18 protein-coding genes and 1 tRNA gene are annotated in these 13,682 nt (G+C 35.4%); 10 read left to right on the plus strand and 9 right to left on the minus strand.

The genetic code is table 11. The annotated features are described in order from the left end of the window. Positions 1-16 precede the first annotated feature (16 nt). The 4 genes from VG895_01410 to VG895_01425 all read left to right on the plus strand — a co-directional run bounded on the left by VG895_01410 (position 17) and on the right by VG895_01425 (position 2,840). A complete protein-coding gene (locus tag VG895_01410; GenBank protein ID HWA51695.1) occupies positions 17-1,213 on the plus strand; it encodes a trypsin-like peptidase domain-containing protein in 1,197 nt (398 codons plus the stop codon). Positions 1,214-1,301: 88 nt separating this feature from the next. Continuing rightward, positions 1,302-1,523: a hypothetical protein gene (locus tag VG895_01415; GenBank protein ID HWA51696.1), complete on the plus strand. Its 222-nt coding sequence runs from the start codon at positions 1,302-1,304 to the stop codon at positions 1,521-1,523. A gap of 107 nt (positions 1,524-1,630) precedes the next feature. Next, on the plus strand, positions 1,631-2,002 hold the full coding sequence (locus VG895_01420) for a hypothetical protein (protein HWA51697.1): 372 nt from the start codon (positions 1,631-1,633) through the stop codon (positions 2,000-2,002). A gap of 7 nt (positions 2,003-2,009) precedes the next feature. Next, the gene (locus tag VG895_01425) at positions 2,010-2,840 is read left to right on the plus strand and encodes a hypothetical protein (GenBank protein HWA51698.1); all 831 of its coding nucleotides are present in this window, start codon (positions 2,010-2,012) and stop codon (positions 2,838-2,840) included. Here VG895_01425 and VG895_01430 read toward each other — a convergent pair. The 3 genes from VG895_01430 to VG895_01440 are packed head-to-tail and all read right to left on the minus strand — an operon-like array spanning position 2,830 to position 4,727. Then, the gene (locus VG895_01430; GenBank protein HWA51699.1) at positions 2,830-3,516 is read right to left on the minus strand and encodes a peptide chain release factor-like protein; all 687 of its coding nucleotides are present in this window, start codon (positions 3,514-3,516) and stop codon (positions 2,830-2,832) included. The genes VG895_01425 and VG895_01430 overlap by 11 nt on opposite strands. Then, entirely contained in the window at positions 3,509-3,814 is a 306-nt protein-coding gene (rpmE, locus tag VG895_01435) for a 50S ribosomal protein L31 (protein HWA51700.1), read from the minus strand. The genes VG895_01430 and rpmE overlap by 8 nt, the downstream gene beginning before the upstream one ends. Before the next feature lie 7 nt (positions 3,815-3,821). Next, a complete protein-coding gene (locus VG895_01440) occupies positions 3,822-4,727 on the minus strand; it encodes a DMT family transporter (GenBank protein HWA51701.1) in 906 nt (301 codons plus the stop codon). A 47-nt stretch (positions 4,728-4,774) separates the two neighbouring features. On the opposite strand from VG895_01440, the gene VG895_01445 reads away from it, so the two are divergent. Further along, a complete protein-coding gene (locus tag VG895_01445; protein ID HWA51702.1) occupies positions 4,775-7,120 on the plus strand; it encodes a plasma-membrane proton-efflux P-type ATPase in 2,346 nt (781 codons plus the stop codon). Here VG895_01445 and VG895_01450 read toward each other — a convergent pair. Beyond that, the gene (locus VG895_01450) at positions 7,113-7,985 is read right to left on the minus strand and encodes a HisS family protein (GenBank protein HWA51703.1); all 873 of its coding nucleotides are present in this window, start codon (positions 7,983-7,985) and stop codon (positions 7,113-7,115) included. The two genes, VG895_01445 and VG895_01450, sit on opposite strands and share 8 nt — an antisense overlap. A 12-nt stretch (positions 7,986-7,997) precedes the next feature. Continuing rightward, positions 7,998-8,930, minus strand: a complete 933-nt coding sequence (locus tag VG895_01455; GenBank protein HWA51704.1) for a hypothetical protein — start codon at positions 8,928-8,930, stop codon at positions 7,998-8,000. Positions 8,931-8,996: 66 nt separating this feature from the next. Between VG895_01455 and VG895_01460 the strand changes: the two genes are divergently transcribed. Both VG895_01460 and dnaB read left to right on the plus strand, forming a co-directional pair. Then, the gene (locus VG895_01460; GenBank protein HWA51705.1) at positions 8,997-9,647 is read left to right on the plus strand and encodes an MBL fold metallo-hydrolase; all 651 of its coding nucleotides are present in this window, start codon (positions 8,997-8,999) and stop codon (positions 9,645-9,647) included. Further along, on the plus strand, positions 9,622-10,974 hold the full coding sequence (dnaB, locus tag VG895_01465; GenBank protein HWA51706.1) for a replicative DNA helicase: 1,353 nt from the start codon (positions 9,622-9,624) through the stop codon (positions 10,972-10,974). The genes VG895_01460 and dnaB overlap by 26 nt, the downstream gene beginning before the upstream one ends. A gap of 3 nt (positions 10,975-10,977) precedes the next feature. On the opposite strand, the gene VG895_01470 is transcribed toward dnaB, so the two are convergent. The 3 genes from VG895_01470 to VG895_01480 all read right to left on the minus strand — a co-directional run bounded on the left by VG895_01470 (position 10,978) and on the right by VG895_01480 (position 11,517). Beyond that, positions 10,978-11,187: a hypothetical protein gene (locus VG895_01470; GenBank protein HWA51707.1), complete on the minus strand. Its 210-nt coding sequence runs from the start codon at positions 11,185-11,187 to the stop codon at positions 10,978-10,980. Between the two features lie 12 nt (positions 11,188-11,199). Then, a tRNA-Leu gene (locus tag VG895_01475) sits at positions 11,200-11,284 on the minus strand. Positions 11,285-11,307: 23 nt separating this feature from the next. Further along, positions 11,308-11,517: a hypothetical protein gene (locus tag VG895_01480; protein ID HWA51708.1), complete on the minus strand. Its 210-nt coding sequence runs from the start codon at positions 11,515-11,517 to the stop codon at positions 11,308-11,310. Between the two features lie 84 nt (positions 11,518-11,601). Here VG895_01480 and efp point away from each other — a divergent pair, with 84 nt between their 5' ends. From efp to VG895_01495, 3 genes are read left to right on the plus strand one after another with little or no spacing between them, the layout of a single operon-like run. Then, positions 11,602-12,165 carry an elongation factor P gene (gene efp / locus VG895_01485; protein ID HWA51709.1) on the plus strand — a complete coding sequence of 188 codons (564 nt, stop codon included), beginning with the start codon at positions 11,602-11,604 and terminating at the stop codon, positions 12,163-12,165. Then, positions 12,162-12,644 (plus strand): hypothetical protein, encoded by a 483-nt coding sequence (locus VG895_01490; GenBank protein ID HWA51710.1) that lies wholly within the window; start codon positions 12,162-12,164, stop codon positions 12,642-12,644. The genes efp and VG895_01490 overlap by 4 nt, the downstream gene beginning before the upstream one ends. A gap of 2 nt (positions 12,645-12,646) precedes the next feature. Further along, positions 12,647-13,210 carry a hypothetical protein gene (locus VG895_01495; GenBank protein HWA51711.1) on the plus strand — a complete coding sequence of 188 codons (564 nt, stop codon included), beginning with the start codon at positions 12,647-12,649 and terminating at the stop codon, positions 13,208-13,210. Here the strand turns inward: VG895_01495 and VG895_01500 are convergent, their stop codons facing one another. Further along, complete coding sequence (locus VG895_01500) at positions 13,211-13,669, minus strand: hypothetical protein (GenBank protein ID HWA51712.1); 459 nt, start codon at positions 13,667-13,669, stop codon at positions 13,211-13,213. Between the last annotated feature and the right edge of the window lie 13 nt (positions 13,670-13,682).

Here is a 13,682-nt window from a genome sequence, read left to right on the forward strand (position 1 = left end):
ATAATATATTTTAAGTATGAGGAAATTAGATCTTCGTAAAGTATTAATAATCGGCGCTTTGATAATTGTAGTTTTGGTTGCAATTGGCGGCGGTGCAGTTGCTGACCGCGTTTTTGGTTTTAAACCTCTGGATTCGCTTTTTCCATCGTCGATTGGCAATGGAAGTACCGTTGGGCCGACAGTTGTCACAAGCGAAGAGCAGGATGTTGAAAATGTTGTTGCCAAATCTTCTCCTTCCGTCGTTACAGTTTCAGGAACCGCAACAAGTCAGCCTTCAATTCAATTTGATCCATTCGGAGGAGGATTTAGCCAAACTCCTGGCGGAAGCCAGTCTCAAGATATTGGAAGCGGTTTCATAGTTTCGGCAAATGGTTTAATTGTGACTAATAAACATGTTGTAAGTGATACTACGATGACTTACAAAGTCATTACAGAAGATAATAAAGAATATCCAGTCCAAACAATTTCCCGCGATCCAAATAACGATATTGCAGTCTTAAAAATTAATGCAAACGGATTGACTCCAATTACTTTAGGCGATTCAACAAATCTTAAAGTTGGCCAATCAGTTATCGCAATAGGGACAGCTCTTGGGCAATTTAGGCATTCTGTCACAACAGGCGTTGTCTCAGGGCTTGGCCGGGGAATTCAGGCTGGCGATCCTTATCAGGGTTATGTTGAAGAGCTTGATAATATTATTCAAACAGATGCAGCAATTAACCCTGGAAATTCGGGCGGTCCATTAATTAATTCTTCAAATCAGGTAATTGGTATTAATGTTGCAGTAGCCCAAGGTGCTCAAAATATTGGCTTTGCAATTCCAATTAATGTTGTCAAAGATGCTCTAAATACCTTCACCAAAAACGGCGGTTTTCCTGGAAAAGCATTTTTAGGAGTCCAATATCAAATGATCAGCCAGCAAGCAGCAATTCTAAACGATGTTCCTCAAGGAGCTTATGTAACCGATGTTGTCACAGGAAGTGCAGCTGATAAAGCCGGAGTTCAGACAGGAGATATTATTACAAAAGCAGACGGACAGACTTTAAATGATAATTCATCAAGTAATAGTTCATCTGATAGCACACAAACAAGCAAACTTGCACAAATAATAAATGGTAAAAAAGTAGGGGATAGTTTGTCTATGGAAGTTTGGAGAAACGGCCAGACCTTAAATCTCACAGCAACTCTTGCAGCTGATACTTCAAATCAGTAATTTAAGCCGACTATCCTAATTATAATCACCCTGTCAATATTAAAAAATTCTTGAAAATTTCATCAGCAGTTCTAAAATTTGATTAATTATGAGTGAATATGATTTTTTAGGTAAAGGTGAGCGTGTACCGTCAGATGAATTTATTGGTGATGATCATGATTGTGGTCCAAATGGCCATTTTACTCAAATCATTGTACGCAAAGATGGGAAAAATATTATTTTTACAGAAAATCTTACAGGTGGAGATCGTGTCATACCAGAACGAGAAATTGCTAGAGTTGAAGAAAAAATAAAACCAAAAACTTCTTGACAATTCACTTTATAAATTTAATTCCTCGTTAATTAATACATAAAATTTAAAAATCTTTGTAATGACTCACTTGTAAAATAGATAAGGAGAATATATAATGAAAACATATGGAAGATTACAGTTTTAAAAAATTTGAAGGTGTAGGTCAAAGATTAGAAAACAGAATAACTATTACTAGCAATAAGTCTTTCGGACTTCCTACCAAGTTTTATATTGATGAACAAGTAGGAAACAATAATTACTTAGTAATATATTATGACGAAAATAAAAAAGTCGTGGCGCTACACTTCACAAACTTAGAAGAAGAACCTAATAAATTTACGATTATGAAGAATCCTGAAGGGAAAGGCGCCTCAGTTATCGCCACGAGTTTTTTCAAAACATACAATATAGATACAAAGGCTATCAAAGGAAGATACACTTGGGAAAAAAGAGAGCTAGAAGGGATAGGAGTAGTCTATATAATCAAACTCCCGTAAGTATGCCATGCAAAACTTCAAGCCTCCCTCGATGTTCTCCAAACTAATTAAAATAATTTGCAACTTTCTGATTGAGGAAATCCACGATCTTGCGCATACTATATTCAAAGCGACAATAGGTGCTTTTCTTGGCACGTTTTTAATAAGTTATGGTGGATTTACTGCATTTTTTCATTCACTTAATCCTCAAATTGATATTGCAAAAACTTCAACAGTCGAGTCAGTACCAACTCAAAATACCATAGCAAATAAAACAAATAATGAAATATTACATGAAGGCTATAGCTTAGAAAATAATCAGTACTGCAGAAAACCTACGTCATCTATTTTTTATTGGCTCCCAATTTATTCTACAAAAAAATACAATATTACAACTGAAAAATTCCAAACAATCATACAAGTTACTGATCCGCAATTAATTAATCCACCCCATGCTGTAATTTTTCTGTTAAAAGACAACAATCCAGTAATACATTTTATAATGCCAACAGTAAATAAAGCTCGTTCTCAGCAGCTTGTTCAATTTGAATATTTATCTACAGATTCGAATGGGAATCCACAGTGGATTCCCCAACAAGGACAAGTACTCAAGGCACCAATAGATCTTTCCCAAGACACTTCTGTTGCCGCTAGTATTATTACGGTAAATGAAACAGACGTTCGTTTTGAAATAGATTTAACGTATTACGATTCAATAAGTGGAGCTAAGCATTTCCAATCAATAACTTCAGAAACTATCCCAAATATAATTTCATTATATTCACAAAATGATTTTACTTTCGGCACTGGATCTCTAAAGGGTCAATGTATTCTAATTAAAGAAGGATTTAATTCTTAGTAAGTTCCACAACTCTATCTAATTCTCCATCCATAATTTTCTCTAAATTTCCCCAATTTTTATGAATTCTGTGATCTGTTACTCTGTCTTGTGGAAAATTATAAGTTCTGATTTTTTCAGCTCTCATTCCTCGCCCAATCGCGCTACGATATCCTGCAACTGTTCTTTCTTTCTCAAGTTCTGCTTTTTCCCAAAGCTTAGCGCGAAGCAAATCCATCGCAATAATTCTATTTTGTTGCTGAAATCGCTCTTCTCTTGCAACAATCATAATTCCAGTTGGTTTGTGTGTTAGTCGTACAGCTGTCGAAACCTTATTAACATTTTGCCCTCCATGTCCGCCAGCTCTAATAAATTGCCAATCAAGGTCTTGCGGGTTTATTTTAATGTCTGTTTCTGTTAATTGAGGAAGAACAGCAACAGTTGCAGTTGACGTATGAATGCGTCCTCGCTTTTCAGTGGAAGGGACTCGCTGCACTCTATGAACTCCGCTTTCATTTTTTAATAATGCAAAAACATTTTCGCCAGTAATCTTCAAAGTTGCCTCATCTATAAGTTCAAATTTCCAGAGCTTACGTGTGGCAAATCGGGAATACATACGAAGGAGATCTTGCCCCCAAAGTTTGGCTTCGTCTCCGCCTGTAGCTCCGCGGATTTCAAGATAAATTGTTTCAACCATTTCGAAGTGCGCTCAAAGTTTCTGGTCTTGCAGATTCTTCTTTCAATTTCTTTTCGCGCTTCAAGCGTCTCTTTTCAGTCTTGCTGATTTTCTTTTCATTTACTTTTTGCATACGGGCGTTAAACGCATCAACTCGTCCTGCTGTATCTACAAATTTCATTTGCCCTGTGTAAAAAGGATGGCAAACAGAACAAACTTCAACATGAATTTCAGGCACAGTTGCGCCAACTGTAAATGTATTGCCACAAGCGCAAATTACAGTCGCATCAAAATATTTTGGGTGAATCTTCGCTTTCATAATGAAATTATACCACCTTGTGCCTAGTTTCAGCAAGATATACTCCTGCAAAAGTAATTATTGTTCCAATTATCACATAAACCGTTATTGCATCGCCCAGAAGAATGACAGCAAGAATCGCAGAAATTACAGACGGGACATATCCAAATACTGCAGCTTCGCTAACGCTAAGCGTTTTTTGAGCTGAATTCCCAAGATAATAAGCAATGCTGCCACTAAAAATTGCCATGTATAAAACCCCAAGATGATATTGTATTGGCAGACTTTGAATTGTTTCAAAAGTATTCACGAGCTTCCCGTTAAACAAAATAATAATTAAAAAGCTAAAAAAACCAATAACCCAGGAAAAATTGCTTAAGCTCAGAGGGTCTTCTCCTTGGCGCAGTAAATTTTTAACAATTATGGTGCTTGCAGCTCCTGCGATCATGGAAATAACCACAAAAATATTTCCAGACACTTCGCCGACATTGTCTCCAGTGGTTATAAACGGTCCGATTAAAATTATAAAAGCTCCCAAAAAGGTAATTAAAATTCCCATTTTAAGCTTTCTGGAAATGCGGTCATGCAGCATAATATATCCTGCAAGGATTGTAAGAATTGGAGAAATAAGTGTAATCAAGCTCCAGTTGAGAAGTGTTGTTTTATTTGCCCCCAGAAATAAAAATCCAAGTGCAACTGTCGAGTTTAAAAATCCGTACAAAATAAAATTTAACAATATCGAAGGCTTTTTGGGAATTTTTAACTTTGCAAAAGGCAAAAGCAAAATTACAATTACGCTTGATATAAAAAATCTGTAAAAAAGAAACGTATCAACAGGTACATTTTTTAAAGTAAGTTTTATAACAGGCCCTGCAATTCCGCTAATAAGAGCGCTAATAATTAAAAAAACAAAAGCGCGAAATCTGTATTTCATATATTTTAGTTTTGCAATTTTTATCAAAAAAAGCAAAAATGTAAATCATGGATCAAGGTTTATCTTCAATCGCCGCAAAAGAGCTTCTCGCCAAAAACGGATTTAATGAAATCCCGCAAAAACACATAAGTATCTTTAAAAAAATCTTAAAAAATTTAATTTCTCCGATTGCTGTAATGCTTCTTTTGGCGTCATTTTTATCTTTTATTCTGCAAAAAACTTTCGACGGTTATTTTATTTTATTGTTATTGTTTCTAAATACAGGAATAACTCTCTGGCAGGAGAATAAGGCTGACAATGCAATTCAAAAATTAAATGAGCATCTCAATCAAAAAGTAAAAGTTTTGCGGGATAATGTCTGGGTTCAAATTGATTCCAGGTTTTTGGTAATTGGAGATGTTGTCAAATTGGCTTCAGGCGAAGTAATTCCTGCTGATGCAAAAATTGTGGGAGAAGAACATCTATCGATTAACGAATCAGCTCTAACGGGAGAATCTCTTCCCAAAGACAAAAAAATAAACGATGAAGTTTTTTCAGGGTCTTTTGTCGCATCAGGAATTGCAACTATAAAAGTTACAGCAGTTGGGACAAATACTCATTTTGGGAAAACTCTTTTCTCTGTCGAAAATATCAAAAAGCAAAGTTCACTTGAAAAAGATATTTTAAGCATTTCAAAATTTTTGACCCTCCTAAGTCTTACTGCAGTAGTAGTTTTGTCAGTTTATTTTATCATTCATAAAGCCCCGATTCTTGAGCTTTTAACCCTTGATTTAAGCCTCGTTATCGCAGGAATTCCCATCAGTCTTCCCACAGTTATGACATTGATTATCGAGTTTGGAGTTATTAATCTCGCCAAAAAAAACGTAATCATTCGCCGTCTTTCAGCTCTTGAAGATTTAGCAAATGTAAATTTTTTACTAACAGATAAAACAGGAACATTAACAAAAAATAAAATTGTTGTTTCTGATATTTACGCCTACGACGGCTTTACTCACAATGATGTCTTGTCTCTTTCAAGTATTATTTCCGGTCTTGAAAGTGATAATCCAATCGATATTGCGATAAACGAAAAATTAAAAGAACTTCATTTAAATATTCCCAAATTTATTAAAAAAGATTTTATTCCAGCAGACTCAAAAAGAAAAAGAAGTACAGTTTTTATTCAAAAAGAAAATAAAGATCAGGTTATAAGCATTGGTGCTCCCCAAATTATCATTAGTCTTTGCAAAATTGATAAAAAGACCCTAGACAAATTTAATAGAGAAGTGGAAACGCTCGCTCAAAAAGGTTTTCGCACTTTAGCAATTGCATCAGGAGACGGCAAAAAAGAAAATAACTTGAAAATAGTTGGCCTGATAGCTTTATCTGACGAGCTTCGTCCGGATGCAAAATCAGTTTTAAATTTTCTAAAACAAAACGGAATTAATTCTTCAATTGTGACAGGGGATAATCGTGCAATTGCCGAAAACATTTCTCGTGAACTAGAGCTAAACGGAGAAATAATTACAAAAGACAAATTAGATAAAACCAATTTTGATGCAATAAGCCCAGCTTTTTTTGAAAATACAGCAGCTTTTGCAGAAATTTTGCCTGAAGACAAACTTGATCTTGTTGAAAAAGCCAAAAAATTCTTTACAGTTGCAGCAAACGGCGACGGAGTGAATGATTTGCCGGCAGTCAAAGCTGCAAGCGTTGGCATGGCTGTTTCCAATGCAGTAAGCGTCTTAAAGGCCACAGCCGATATTGTTTTATTATCAGCTGGGATTAGTGTCATAAAAGATGCAATTTTAGAAAGCCGCAAAATTTTTGAAAGGCTTTATACTTATTCTCTTTATAGGATTTCAGAAAGCCTTCGTTTGATTGTAACAATTGCAGTTCTTGGAATTTCATATGGAGTTTATCCGCTTACTGCTTTGCAGTTAATTTTGGCCGCGCTTTTAAACGATATTCCTATCATTTCTCTCGCCTTTGATAACGTTGAAATTGCTAATAGTCCAGCAAAAATTGATGTTAAAAAAAGATTTACATTAAGCTCAGCCTTCGGTTTAGTAGGCGTATTAAACAGTCTTATTTTATTTTTCATTATGAAAAATGTTTGGAATCTCTCCTGGCCTGTTATTCAAACAATGTATTTTCTAAAGCTCACAGTTTCAGGCCATATGTTAATTTACGTTGCTCATACAAAAAAACACTGGTGGAATTTTTTGCCAAGTAAGCAAGTTGTTATTGCGACATCTCTGACGCAGTTAGTTGCAACTCTTTTCGCATTCTTTGGTTTTTTAATGCCAGGGAAAATTTCTCTAACTCAAATTCTTTTTGTCTGGGTATGGGCGCTTTTATGGATGCAAGTAGGGGAGATTGTAAAATTTATTCAGGAAAAATCTTTTAAATAAGTTCCATTATTCGGTCAATTCCAAAGGAGAAGCCAACAGCAGGAATTTTTCGCTCTGCAAACATTCCAATAAGTTCATCATATCGTCCACCTCCGCCAATTGATTGTTCTTCAGGGCGTCCGTTTGGTTTTAATTCCAAAATAGTTGAAGTGTAATAATCTAATCCTCTTGCAAGTGTCGGGTCAAAGAAAAAGTCTTTTCCTTCTTTTAATTCAAATTCTTTTTCTAAAATATCAAAAATATTCTTAAGATTATCAGTTAATGTAGTTTGTTCTACGAATTCTAATAAATCTTTTCTAATATTTTCTTTGCCGATTTTATACATCTTATCGATTTCTCTGATATCTTCAATTTTTAAATCTTTAAAGTTTTTCCTGTCATTAACTGCCATCTTTGCATCAGTTAGTCCAATTTTTCTCGCAGCTTTAATTGCCGCAGCAATTACTTTTGCATCTTCTCGTTTCTCAGTTGATCCAATAGTATCCATGTCAAATTGTGTAAATTCTCTATAACGCCCTTTTTGTGTATTTTCTCCCCGAAAAACATTCCCAGTTTGATATCTCCTAAATGGACCATTTGCAATTACATTCAAATTGTTGGCAATATATCTTGCAAGGGGAACAGTAAGGTCATAGCGTAGAGCTAGTTCGCGTCCGCCGCGGTCTGTAAATTTATAAATTAATTTTTCTTCATCTCCATATTTTCCAGTTAAAGTCTCTGCAAATTCAACTGTTGGAGTTTCAAGTGGTACAAAATCAAATCCTTCCAAGACATCAGCGATCATATTCATCGTAGCTCGTCGTTTCTTTGCAAGCTCTGGGTTAATATCGCGAAATCCTTTTGGTGTTGTTGGCCCTTTTTGCATATAGTTATTGTATCATTTTAAAACCTGAATACTTCTTGCATCAATATTTCCTTCTTTAAATTCTCCAGCAGCAATTATTTTGTCTCCTGTCTTAATTTGTGAAAAAGTATCATCTCCTGCAATTGTTGCATCAGTATTTGGTGTAACAGTAACTGTTGTATTACTATTTGGATTTTTGACTGTAACAGTTCCAGTTTCTGTATCGATCACAATTCCATAAAATGCAACTCTATCTGTTTTAATTACGGCATCAGATACAACGACTCTTGTTGCCTGCAAAATGTTATTTGCATCTTTATAACCCATCGCGATCAAATAATCTCCAATTGCAACATCAGTTTGCTTAATAATTTTTGTATCATTATTACGGGTATCAATAAAATTAGCGCTTGCGGTTGGATTTATTTGTTCAATATCTCCAGCATCATTTTTAATTTGTATTACAGAATTTGTGATATCTGTAATTGTCCCAACATATGAAAGTGCTTCTCCTTGTTGTGTTGGATCTTTTTGAAATTGGCTTGAAAAAACAAGGTTTAAATTTGCATCAGCTTCATTTCCGTTTTCATCAAATCCGCTAACGATGATTTGATTAACTCCGCCTTCAAGATCTGTGTTTGCACTAAAGCCTCCTGAAGTACTTGCATCAATAATGGAATCTCCATCTTCTCCGGAAATAACAACCCATGTGTTTGGATTTGTAGTTCCAGAAATTGCAATTGGTGTATCAGTTGCAAGTTGATTATTAACCAAATTTTGCAAAACAATTTTAAATTCCTGATTTGTACTGCTTGTTGCGGTTGGGATATTGCTTGCTAACGGAGTAGAAGAGGATGAAGGAGTTGATTTAGATTTTAAAATTGCATTAGCTTTCCATGCTCCAAAAGCTATTAAAAGCCCGAAAGCTCCGCCTGCAATAATGGCAAACAATATTTCTTTGCGCATCGAATATGAGAATTTTTGCAAAGTTGGCCTTGAAAGTCAAGCTGGATGATGATATTTTAATCCTACATGGATATTACTTTTTTTGGCCAGGCTTCTTTTAAAATCAAAGGCAAAAATGCATCAGTCGTTACAGATCCGTTTGATGGCAAAATGCTTGGAATTAAATATCCGAAAGTAGATGCAGACATTGTTACAGTTTCTCATCACCACGGCGATCACGACAAAGTAGAAAACGTCGAAAATGTGAAACGCGTCGTCGATGGCCCGGGCGAATATGAAATAAACGGCGTTTCAATAATTGGTTTGCCAACTTTCCATGATGCGGTAAAGGGAGCAGAGCGCGGCAAAAATACTATTTATGTAATTGAAATCGATGGCTTAAGATTGCTTCATCTTGGAGATCTTGGGCATACATTACCTGATGAAACAGTAAAAGAAATTGGTCCAATTGATATTATGATGATTCCAGTTGGCGGAAGCTTTACAATTGATGCAGAAAAAGCAACCCAAGTGCAAAAGCAAGTCGGCGCATCAATTGTCGTCCCGATGCATTATCGTCTTGATGGACTAACTCCAGAGCTATCAGAAAAGCTTGCTCCGGTTGAAGATTTTATAACTGCATCAAGTTTAAGAACAGAAAAACTACCAAAGCTTTCTGTCAAGTTTGGTGATATAAATAACGAAGAAGAATATGCCGTTATCCTCGAAAAAAAGTGATTTACATGTCCCGCCCCACAGTAACGATGCCGAAATTTCAGTTTTAGGCGCATTACTTCTTGATAAAGATGCAATTATAGAAGTCGCCGAAATAATAAGAGGCGAGCATTTTTATGACGATCGCCATAAAGAAATTTTTGAAGCAATAGTTGCTTTATATGAAGAGCGCGCTCCTATAGATATTATTACTGTCGGGGAAAATTTAAAAAAAAGAAAAACTTTAAAAGAAGTTGGCGGTCAAAATTATCTTCGTGAGCTTTTAGGAAGCGTCCCAACCGCAGCCCATGTTGCTCAATATGCAAAGATTGTAAAAAATCTGGCAACAAAAAGATTATTAATGGCCAAGGCAACCAAGTTGGTTGATTTAAGTTTTGATGAAAGTTTGGAAGCAGAAGATCTTCTTGATAAAGCAGAAAGCGAAATCTTTTCTCTTACTCAAAGTTCTTTAGGCGGAAGTTTCACTCCGGTTCGCGCCGCTCTTGCAGATTCTTTTGATCGCCTCGATGAATTACATAAGATGGATAGCGGGCTTCGCGGAATCCCCACAAGTTTTAAAGAATTAGATGATCTGACAGCAGGATTACAAAAATCAAATTTAATTATTCTTGCAGCGCGCCCTGGAGTTGGAAAAACTTCTTTTGCATTAAATATTGCCCAAAACCTAGCAGTTAATGAAAAAAGATCTGTCGGAATGTTTTCACTTGAAATGAGCAAAGAAGAATTAGTTGATAGATTATTAACTGCCCAAGCAGATATTGATGCATGGAAATTAAAAACTGGAAAATTAAATGATGAAGATTTTACAAATCTTAGTAATGCGATGGGGGAATTAGCAGAGGCGCCTTTTTATATTGACGATACGCCAGCCTTATCAATTTTGGAGATGAGAACAAAAGCGCGAAGGCTTCAAGTTGAATATGGAATCGATTTATTAATTATCGATTATCTTCAGTTGGCCAAGTCTCGTAATTTGGAAAACCGCGTCCAGGAAGTTTCAGAAATTTCTCAAGGGTTTAAAAATATTGCAAGGGAATTAAAAATTCCGGTTCTTGCCCTTTCTCAGTTATCAAGATCTGTTGAGCAGCGCGGTGTAAAACGCCCTCAGCTTTCAGATCTGAGAGAGTCGGGAAGCATTGAGCAGGATGCAGATGTTGTTATGTTTTTATGGCGTGAAGATGATGCAGAAGATCAGGAGCCAGGAAAGCCATTAAATATCACTCTTGATATTGCAAAACACCGTAACGGTGCACTAGGAAGTATAAAGTTATCATTCCATGGGGACAGAACAAGATTTTATCCTCGCGACACAAAACATTCTAAGGAATAAATATTAATTATTATGAAGTTCATCTTCAAACGGAATACCTGCTCCTAAAGGTTGTACAATAGAATTATGTTCGCGATCAATTGCTAGCTTAAGTTCTGCTTCATCTTCTTTACTTAATTTTCCTTCATAAAATGCACGCAAAAAGTAGTCATGATGTCTTTGTTTTGCTCTTTGGAATATTTCTCCAAAATCTAGATTATTATCGAATTCCATTTTATTAGTAAGTGCCGGAGGAGGGAGTCGAACCCTCACGAGGTGTTATCCCCATAGGTTTTTGAGACCTACGCGTCTGCCATTCCGCCACCCCGGCAATTACGCATATTATCTCACGTATTAGTCCAAAAATTCAAAAAAATCCCTTCCGAAAGGATCTCTTTCGTTTAGCCCGACATGTCTTGCTATTTTTCTGACCTCTCGTTGTTTCAAACCTCGGCCAATCATTTGAAAAAACAACTCTGTTGATTTATCTTCAGCATGTCTGACATTATCTTCAGCCAACAATTGTCTTGGTAAATTTGGGTGTGTAATTTCTTTTAGCGACATGAGCATTAATTTTATCATAGTGACAAGCTTCGCTTATTAAAAACTAGCTAAATGAGCTAACTGCGAGGTATAATACCTCTGCAAATGATAAATTCAACAGATCTTAAAAACGGCAAAACATTTATTTATTACGATAAACCTTTCAAAGTCGTAAATTATTCATTAATCAAAATGGGTCGTGGAGCTGCAACTGTAAAACTCATGGTTAAAAACATGGAAACAGGTACAACTCAGCCTCTTTCTCTAGGCACTGAAAATAAATTTGATGAATTAATTACCACAAAGCGCCGCCTTCAATATTTATTTAAAGATGCAACCACAGCAACTTTCATGGATCCACAAACTTTTGATCAAGTAGAAGTTCCTGTCGCAGTTATTAGCGAAGAATTACCTTTTGTAAAAGAAGGGGATAATGTTGATTTACTTTTTTGGAATGAAAAAGTTTTATCAATTGATATTGCTCCAAAAGTAGTTTTGACAGTTGTCGAGACAGATCCAGGAGTCAAAGGAAATACAGTAAGCAATTTATATAAGCCGGCAAAATTAAGTAACGGCATAATCATCAAAGTGCCACTTTTTATAAATGTCGGTGAAGAAATTAGAGTTGATACAAGAACTTCCTCTTATGTCGAACGAGCAAATAAATGAAAACAAAAGAAAAATTTCATAAACTTCACTGGATTATTACAATTATTCTTGGACTTTTGGCATTAATATTGATAATTTACATACTAATTAAAAATAATGACGCTACTGTTTATCTCCAATATCAACCGCATAATATAGAAAACTTCACAACTCTAAACTGTAATGAATTTATAGAAAACGACTTTAATCCCTACACGCCGGATAGTTCATATTATGCAATCGGTTCAACAAGAGGAAATTACAAGTCTACAATAACTGTTTCTCGAGCTGGTCAAACAATATCTCTTAATTTTGCTAATAGTGATAGTAAACCTGAAATAGTCCAAATTGATAATGAAACAAACCAAGATATTAGTGAGTATGATCGGTATGGAAGTTTATACATTTCAAAAATAAATGGCTATCTAGTCCAAACTACAAATGCATCCGCAGGGCCAGTTCAAGAAACAACTGTATATTCTTGTAAGAAAATTAACTAAATATGTCTGATGAGCAAATAAGTAAAAAACATAATCATATTAAATACATGATTTTTTTATTTATTTTTGGCGCAATAATTTCTTTTATCACTTGGTTTATAACTTCATTTAGCTATGAAGACTATACATATGCAAGTTATGTTCCGCCATTAGAGTCAAGTTATTTCACAATGAGTACAGACTCAAACCCTTCTTATATATTTGATAGTAGCCTTATTGAAGGCAACAATTGCTCAATTAGCCCGCAAACTATTATTAAAGAACTATCAAATATTACCCAAGTAAGAGGAGTTGATCCAAAGACCGAAATATCATCAGGTTATATTATAGAATGCAAAGAATTCACTCTTTCGAAGGGTAATGCTTACTTTATTGCTTCTATTAATCATGATTTACTAATATTTGTTCCAACAAATAAAATGCCCGAGATTGTTGTGCAAACTTCAGGGAACTATCCAGCACAAGGAATTGACGAAGTGAAATTCAATCCTCAATATAACGAACTTTTTGCCTATATTAGTGGCTATGATGACCCTCCAAAGTTACTTGATTTGAAATTAAAATAATTAACTGAATATCCAAAACAAAGCAACTAAAACAATAATAAATTGTGTGGCAAGCCCAATGACTGGCTCAGCATCAGCCTGAATAGATTTTTGCCAGGCAATCCATTTTTCAAGAACAGTATATTTTTTATGCAAAAAATAATATGGAATTTCAACAACATCAGGAGTAACTGCTACAAAACTGCAGGCTAAAACATTTGCCGCTTGCATCGGCGTACCAGCATGAAGAGCAAGTGCACTTCCCAGAACCAAAGCAACAGCCGAATCTATCCTGATTATATTAATACTTTGTTTCGTTGGATGTCCATACTTTTTAATTTCGCGATTGATATGTGGATTCCAGTGTGGAGTAATATCCAAAATAAAATGTGAAGCAAATGCAAGGGGAATTGCAATAAACGGGTTTGGGATTTTACTTGCAATCGCAGCGCCAACTGCGACATGAGGCGTTTCAAGCATAAAGTACATAAAT

This window comes from Patescibacteria group bacterium (assembly GCA_035549555.1).
Lineage (GTDB): Bacteria > Patescibacteriota > Microgenomatia > UBA8517 > UBA8517 > Co84-156.

Excerpts from the sequence above, each read along its gene's own strand:
- VG895_01410 (HWA51695.1), top strand. The coding sequence starts at position 17 with ATGAGGAAATTAGATCTTCGTAAAGTATTAATAATCGGCGCTTTGATA.
- VG895_01415 (HWA51696.1), top strand. The coding sequence starts at position 1,302 with ATGAGTGAATATGATTTTTTAGGTAAAGGTGAGCGTGTACCGTCAGAT.
- VG895_01420 (HWA51697.1), top strand. The coding sequence starts at position 1,631 with ATGGAAGATTACAGTTTTAAAAAATTTGAAGGTGTAGGTCAAAGATTA.
- VG895_01425 (HWA51698.1), top strand. The coding sequence starts at position 2,010 with ATGCAAAACTTCAAGCCTCCCTCGATGTTCTCCAAACTAATTAAAATA.
- VG895_01430 (HWA51699.1), bottom strand. The coding sequence starts at position 3,516 with ATGGTTGAAACAATTTATCTTGAAATCCGCGGAGCTACAGGCGGAGAC.
- rpmE (HWA51700.1), bottom strand. The coding sequence starts at position 3,814 with ATGAAAGCGAAGATTCACCCAAAATATTTTGATGCGACTGTAATTTGC.
- VG895_01440 (HWA51701.1), bottom strand. The coding sequence starts at position 4,727 with ATGAAATACAGATTTCGCGCTTTTGTTTTTTTAATTATTAGCGCTCTT.
- VG895_01445 (HWA51702.1), top strand. The coding sequence starts at position 4,775 with ATGGATCAAGGTTTATCTTCAATCGCCGCAAAAGAGCTTCTCGCCAAA.
- VG895_01450 (HWA51703.1), bottom strand. The coding sequence starts at position 7,985 with ATGCAAAAAGGGCCAACAACACCAAAAGGATTTCGCGATATTAACCCA.
- VG895_01455 (HWA51704.1), bottom strand. The coding sequence starts at position 8,930 with ATGCGCAAAGAAATATTGTTTGCCATTATTGCAGGCGGAGCTTTCGGG.
- VG895_01460 (HWA51705.1), top strand. The coding sequence starts at position 8,997 with ATGGATATTACTTTTTTTGGCCAGGCTTCTTTTAAAATCAAAGGCAAA.
- dnaB (HWA51706.1), top strand. The coding sequence starts at position 9,622 with ATGCCGTTATCCTCGAAAAAAAGTGATTTACATGTCCCGCCCCACAGT.
- VG895_01470 (HWA51707.1), bottom strand. The coding sequence starts at position 11,187 with ATGGAATTCGATAATAATCTAGATTTTGGAGAAATATTCCAAAGAGCA.
- VG895_01480 (HWA51708.1), bottom strand. The coding sequence starts at position 11,517 with ATGTCGCTAAAAGAAATTACACACCCAAATTTACCAAGACAATTGTTG.
- efp (HWA51709.1), top strand. The coding sequence starts at position 11,602 with ATGATAAATTCAACAGATCTTAAAAACGGCAAAACATTTATTTATTAC.
- VG895_01490 (HWA51710.1), top strand. The coding sequence starts at position 12,162 with ATGAAAACAAAAGAAAAATTTCATAAACTTCACTGGATTATTACAATT.
- VG895_01495 (HWA51711.1), top strand. The coding sequence starts at position 12,647 with ATGTCTGATGAGCAAATAAGTAAAAAACATAATCATATTAAATACATG.
- VG895_01500 (HWA51712.1), bottom strand. The coding sequence starts at position 13,669 with ATGCTTGAAACGCCTCATGTCGCAGTTGGCGCTGCGATTGCAAGTAAA.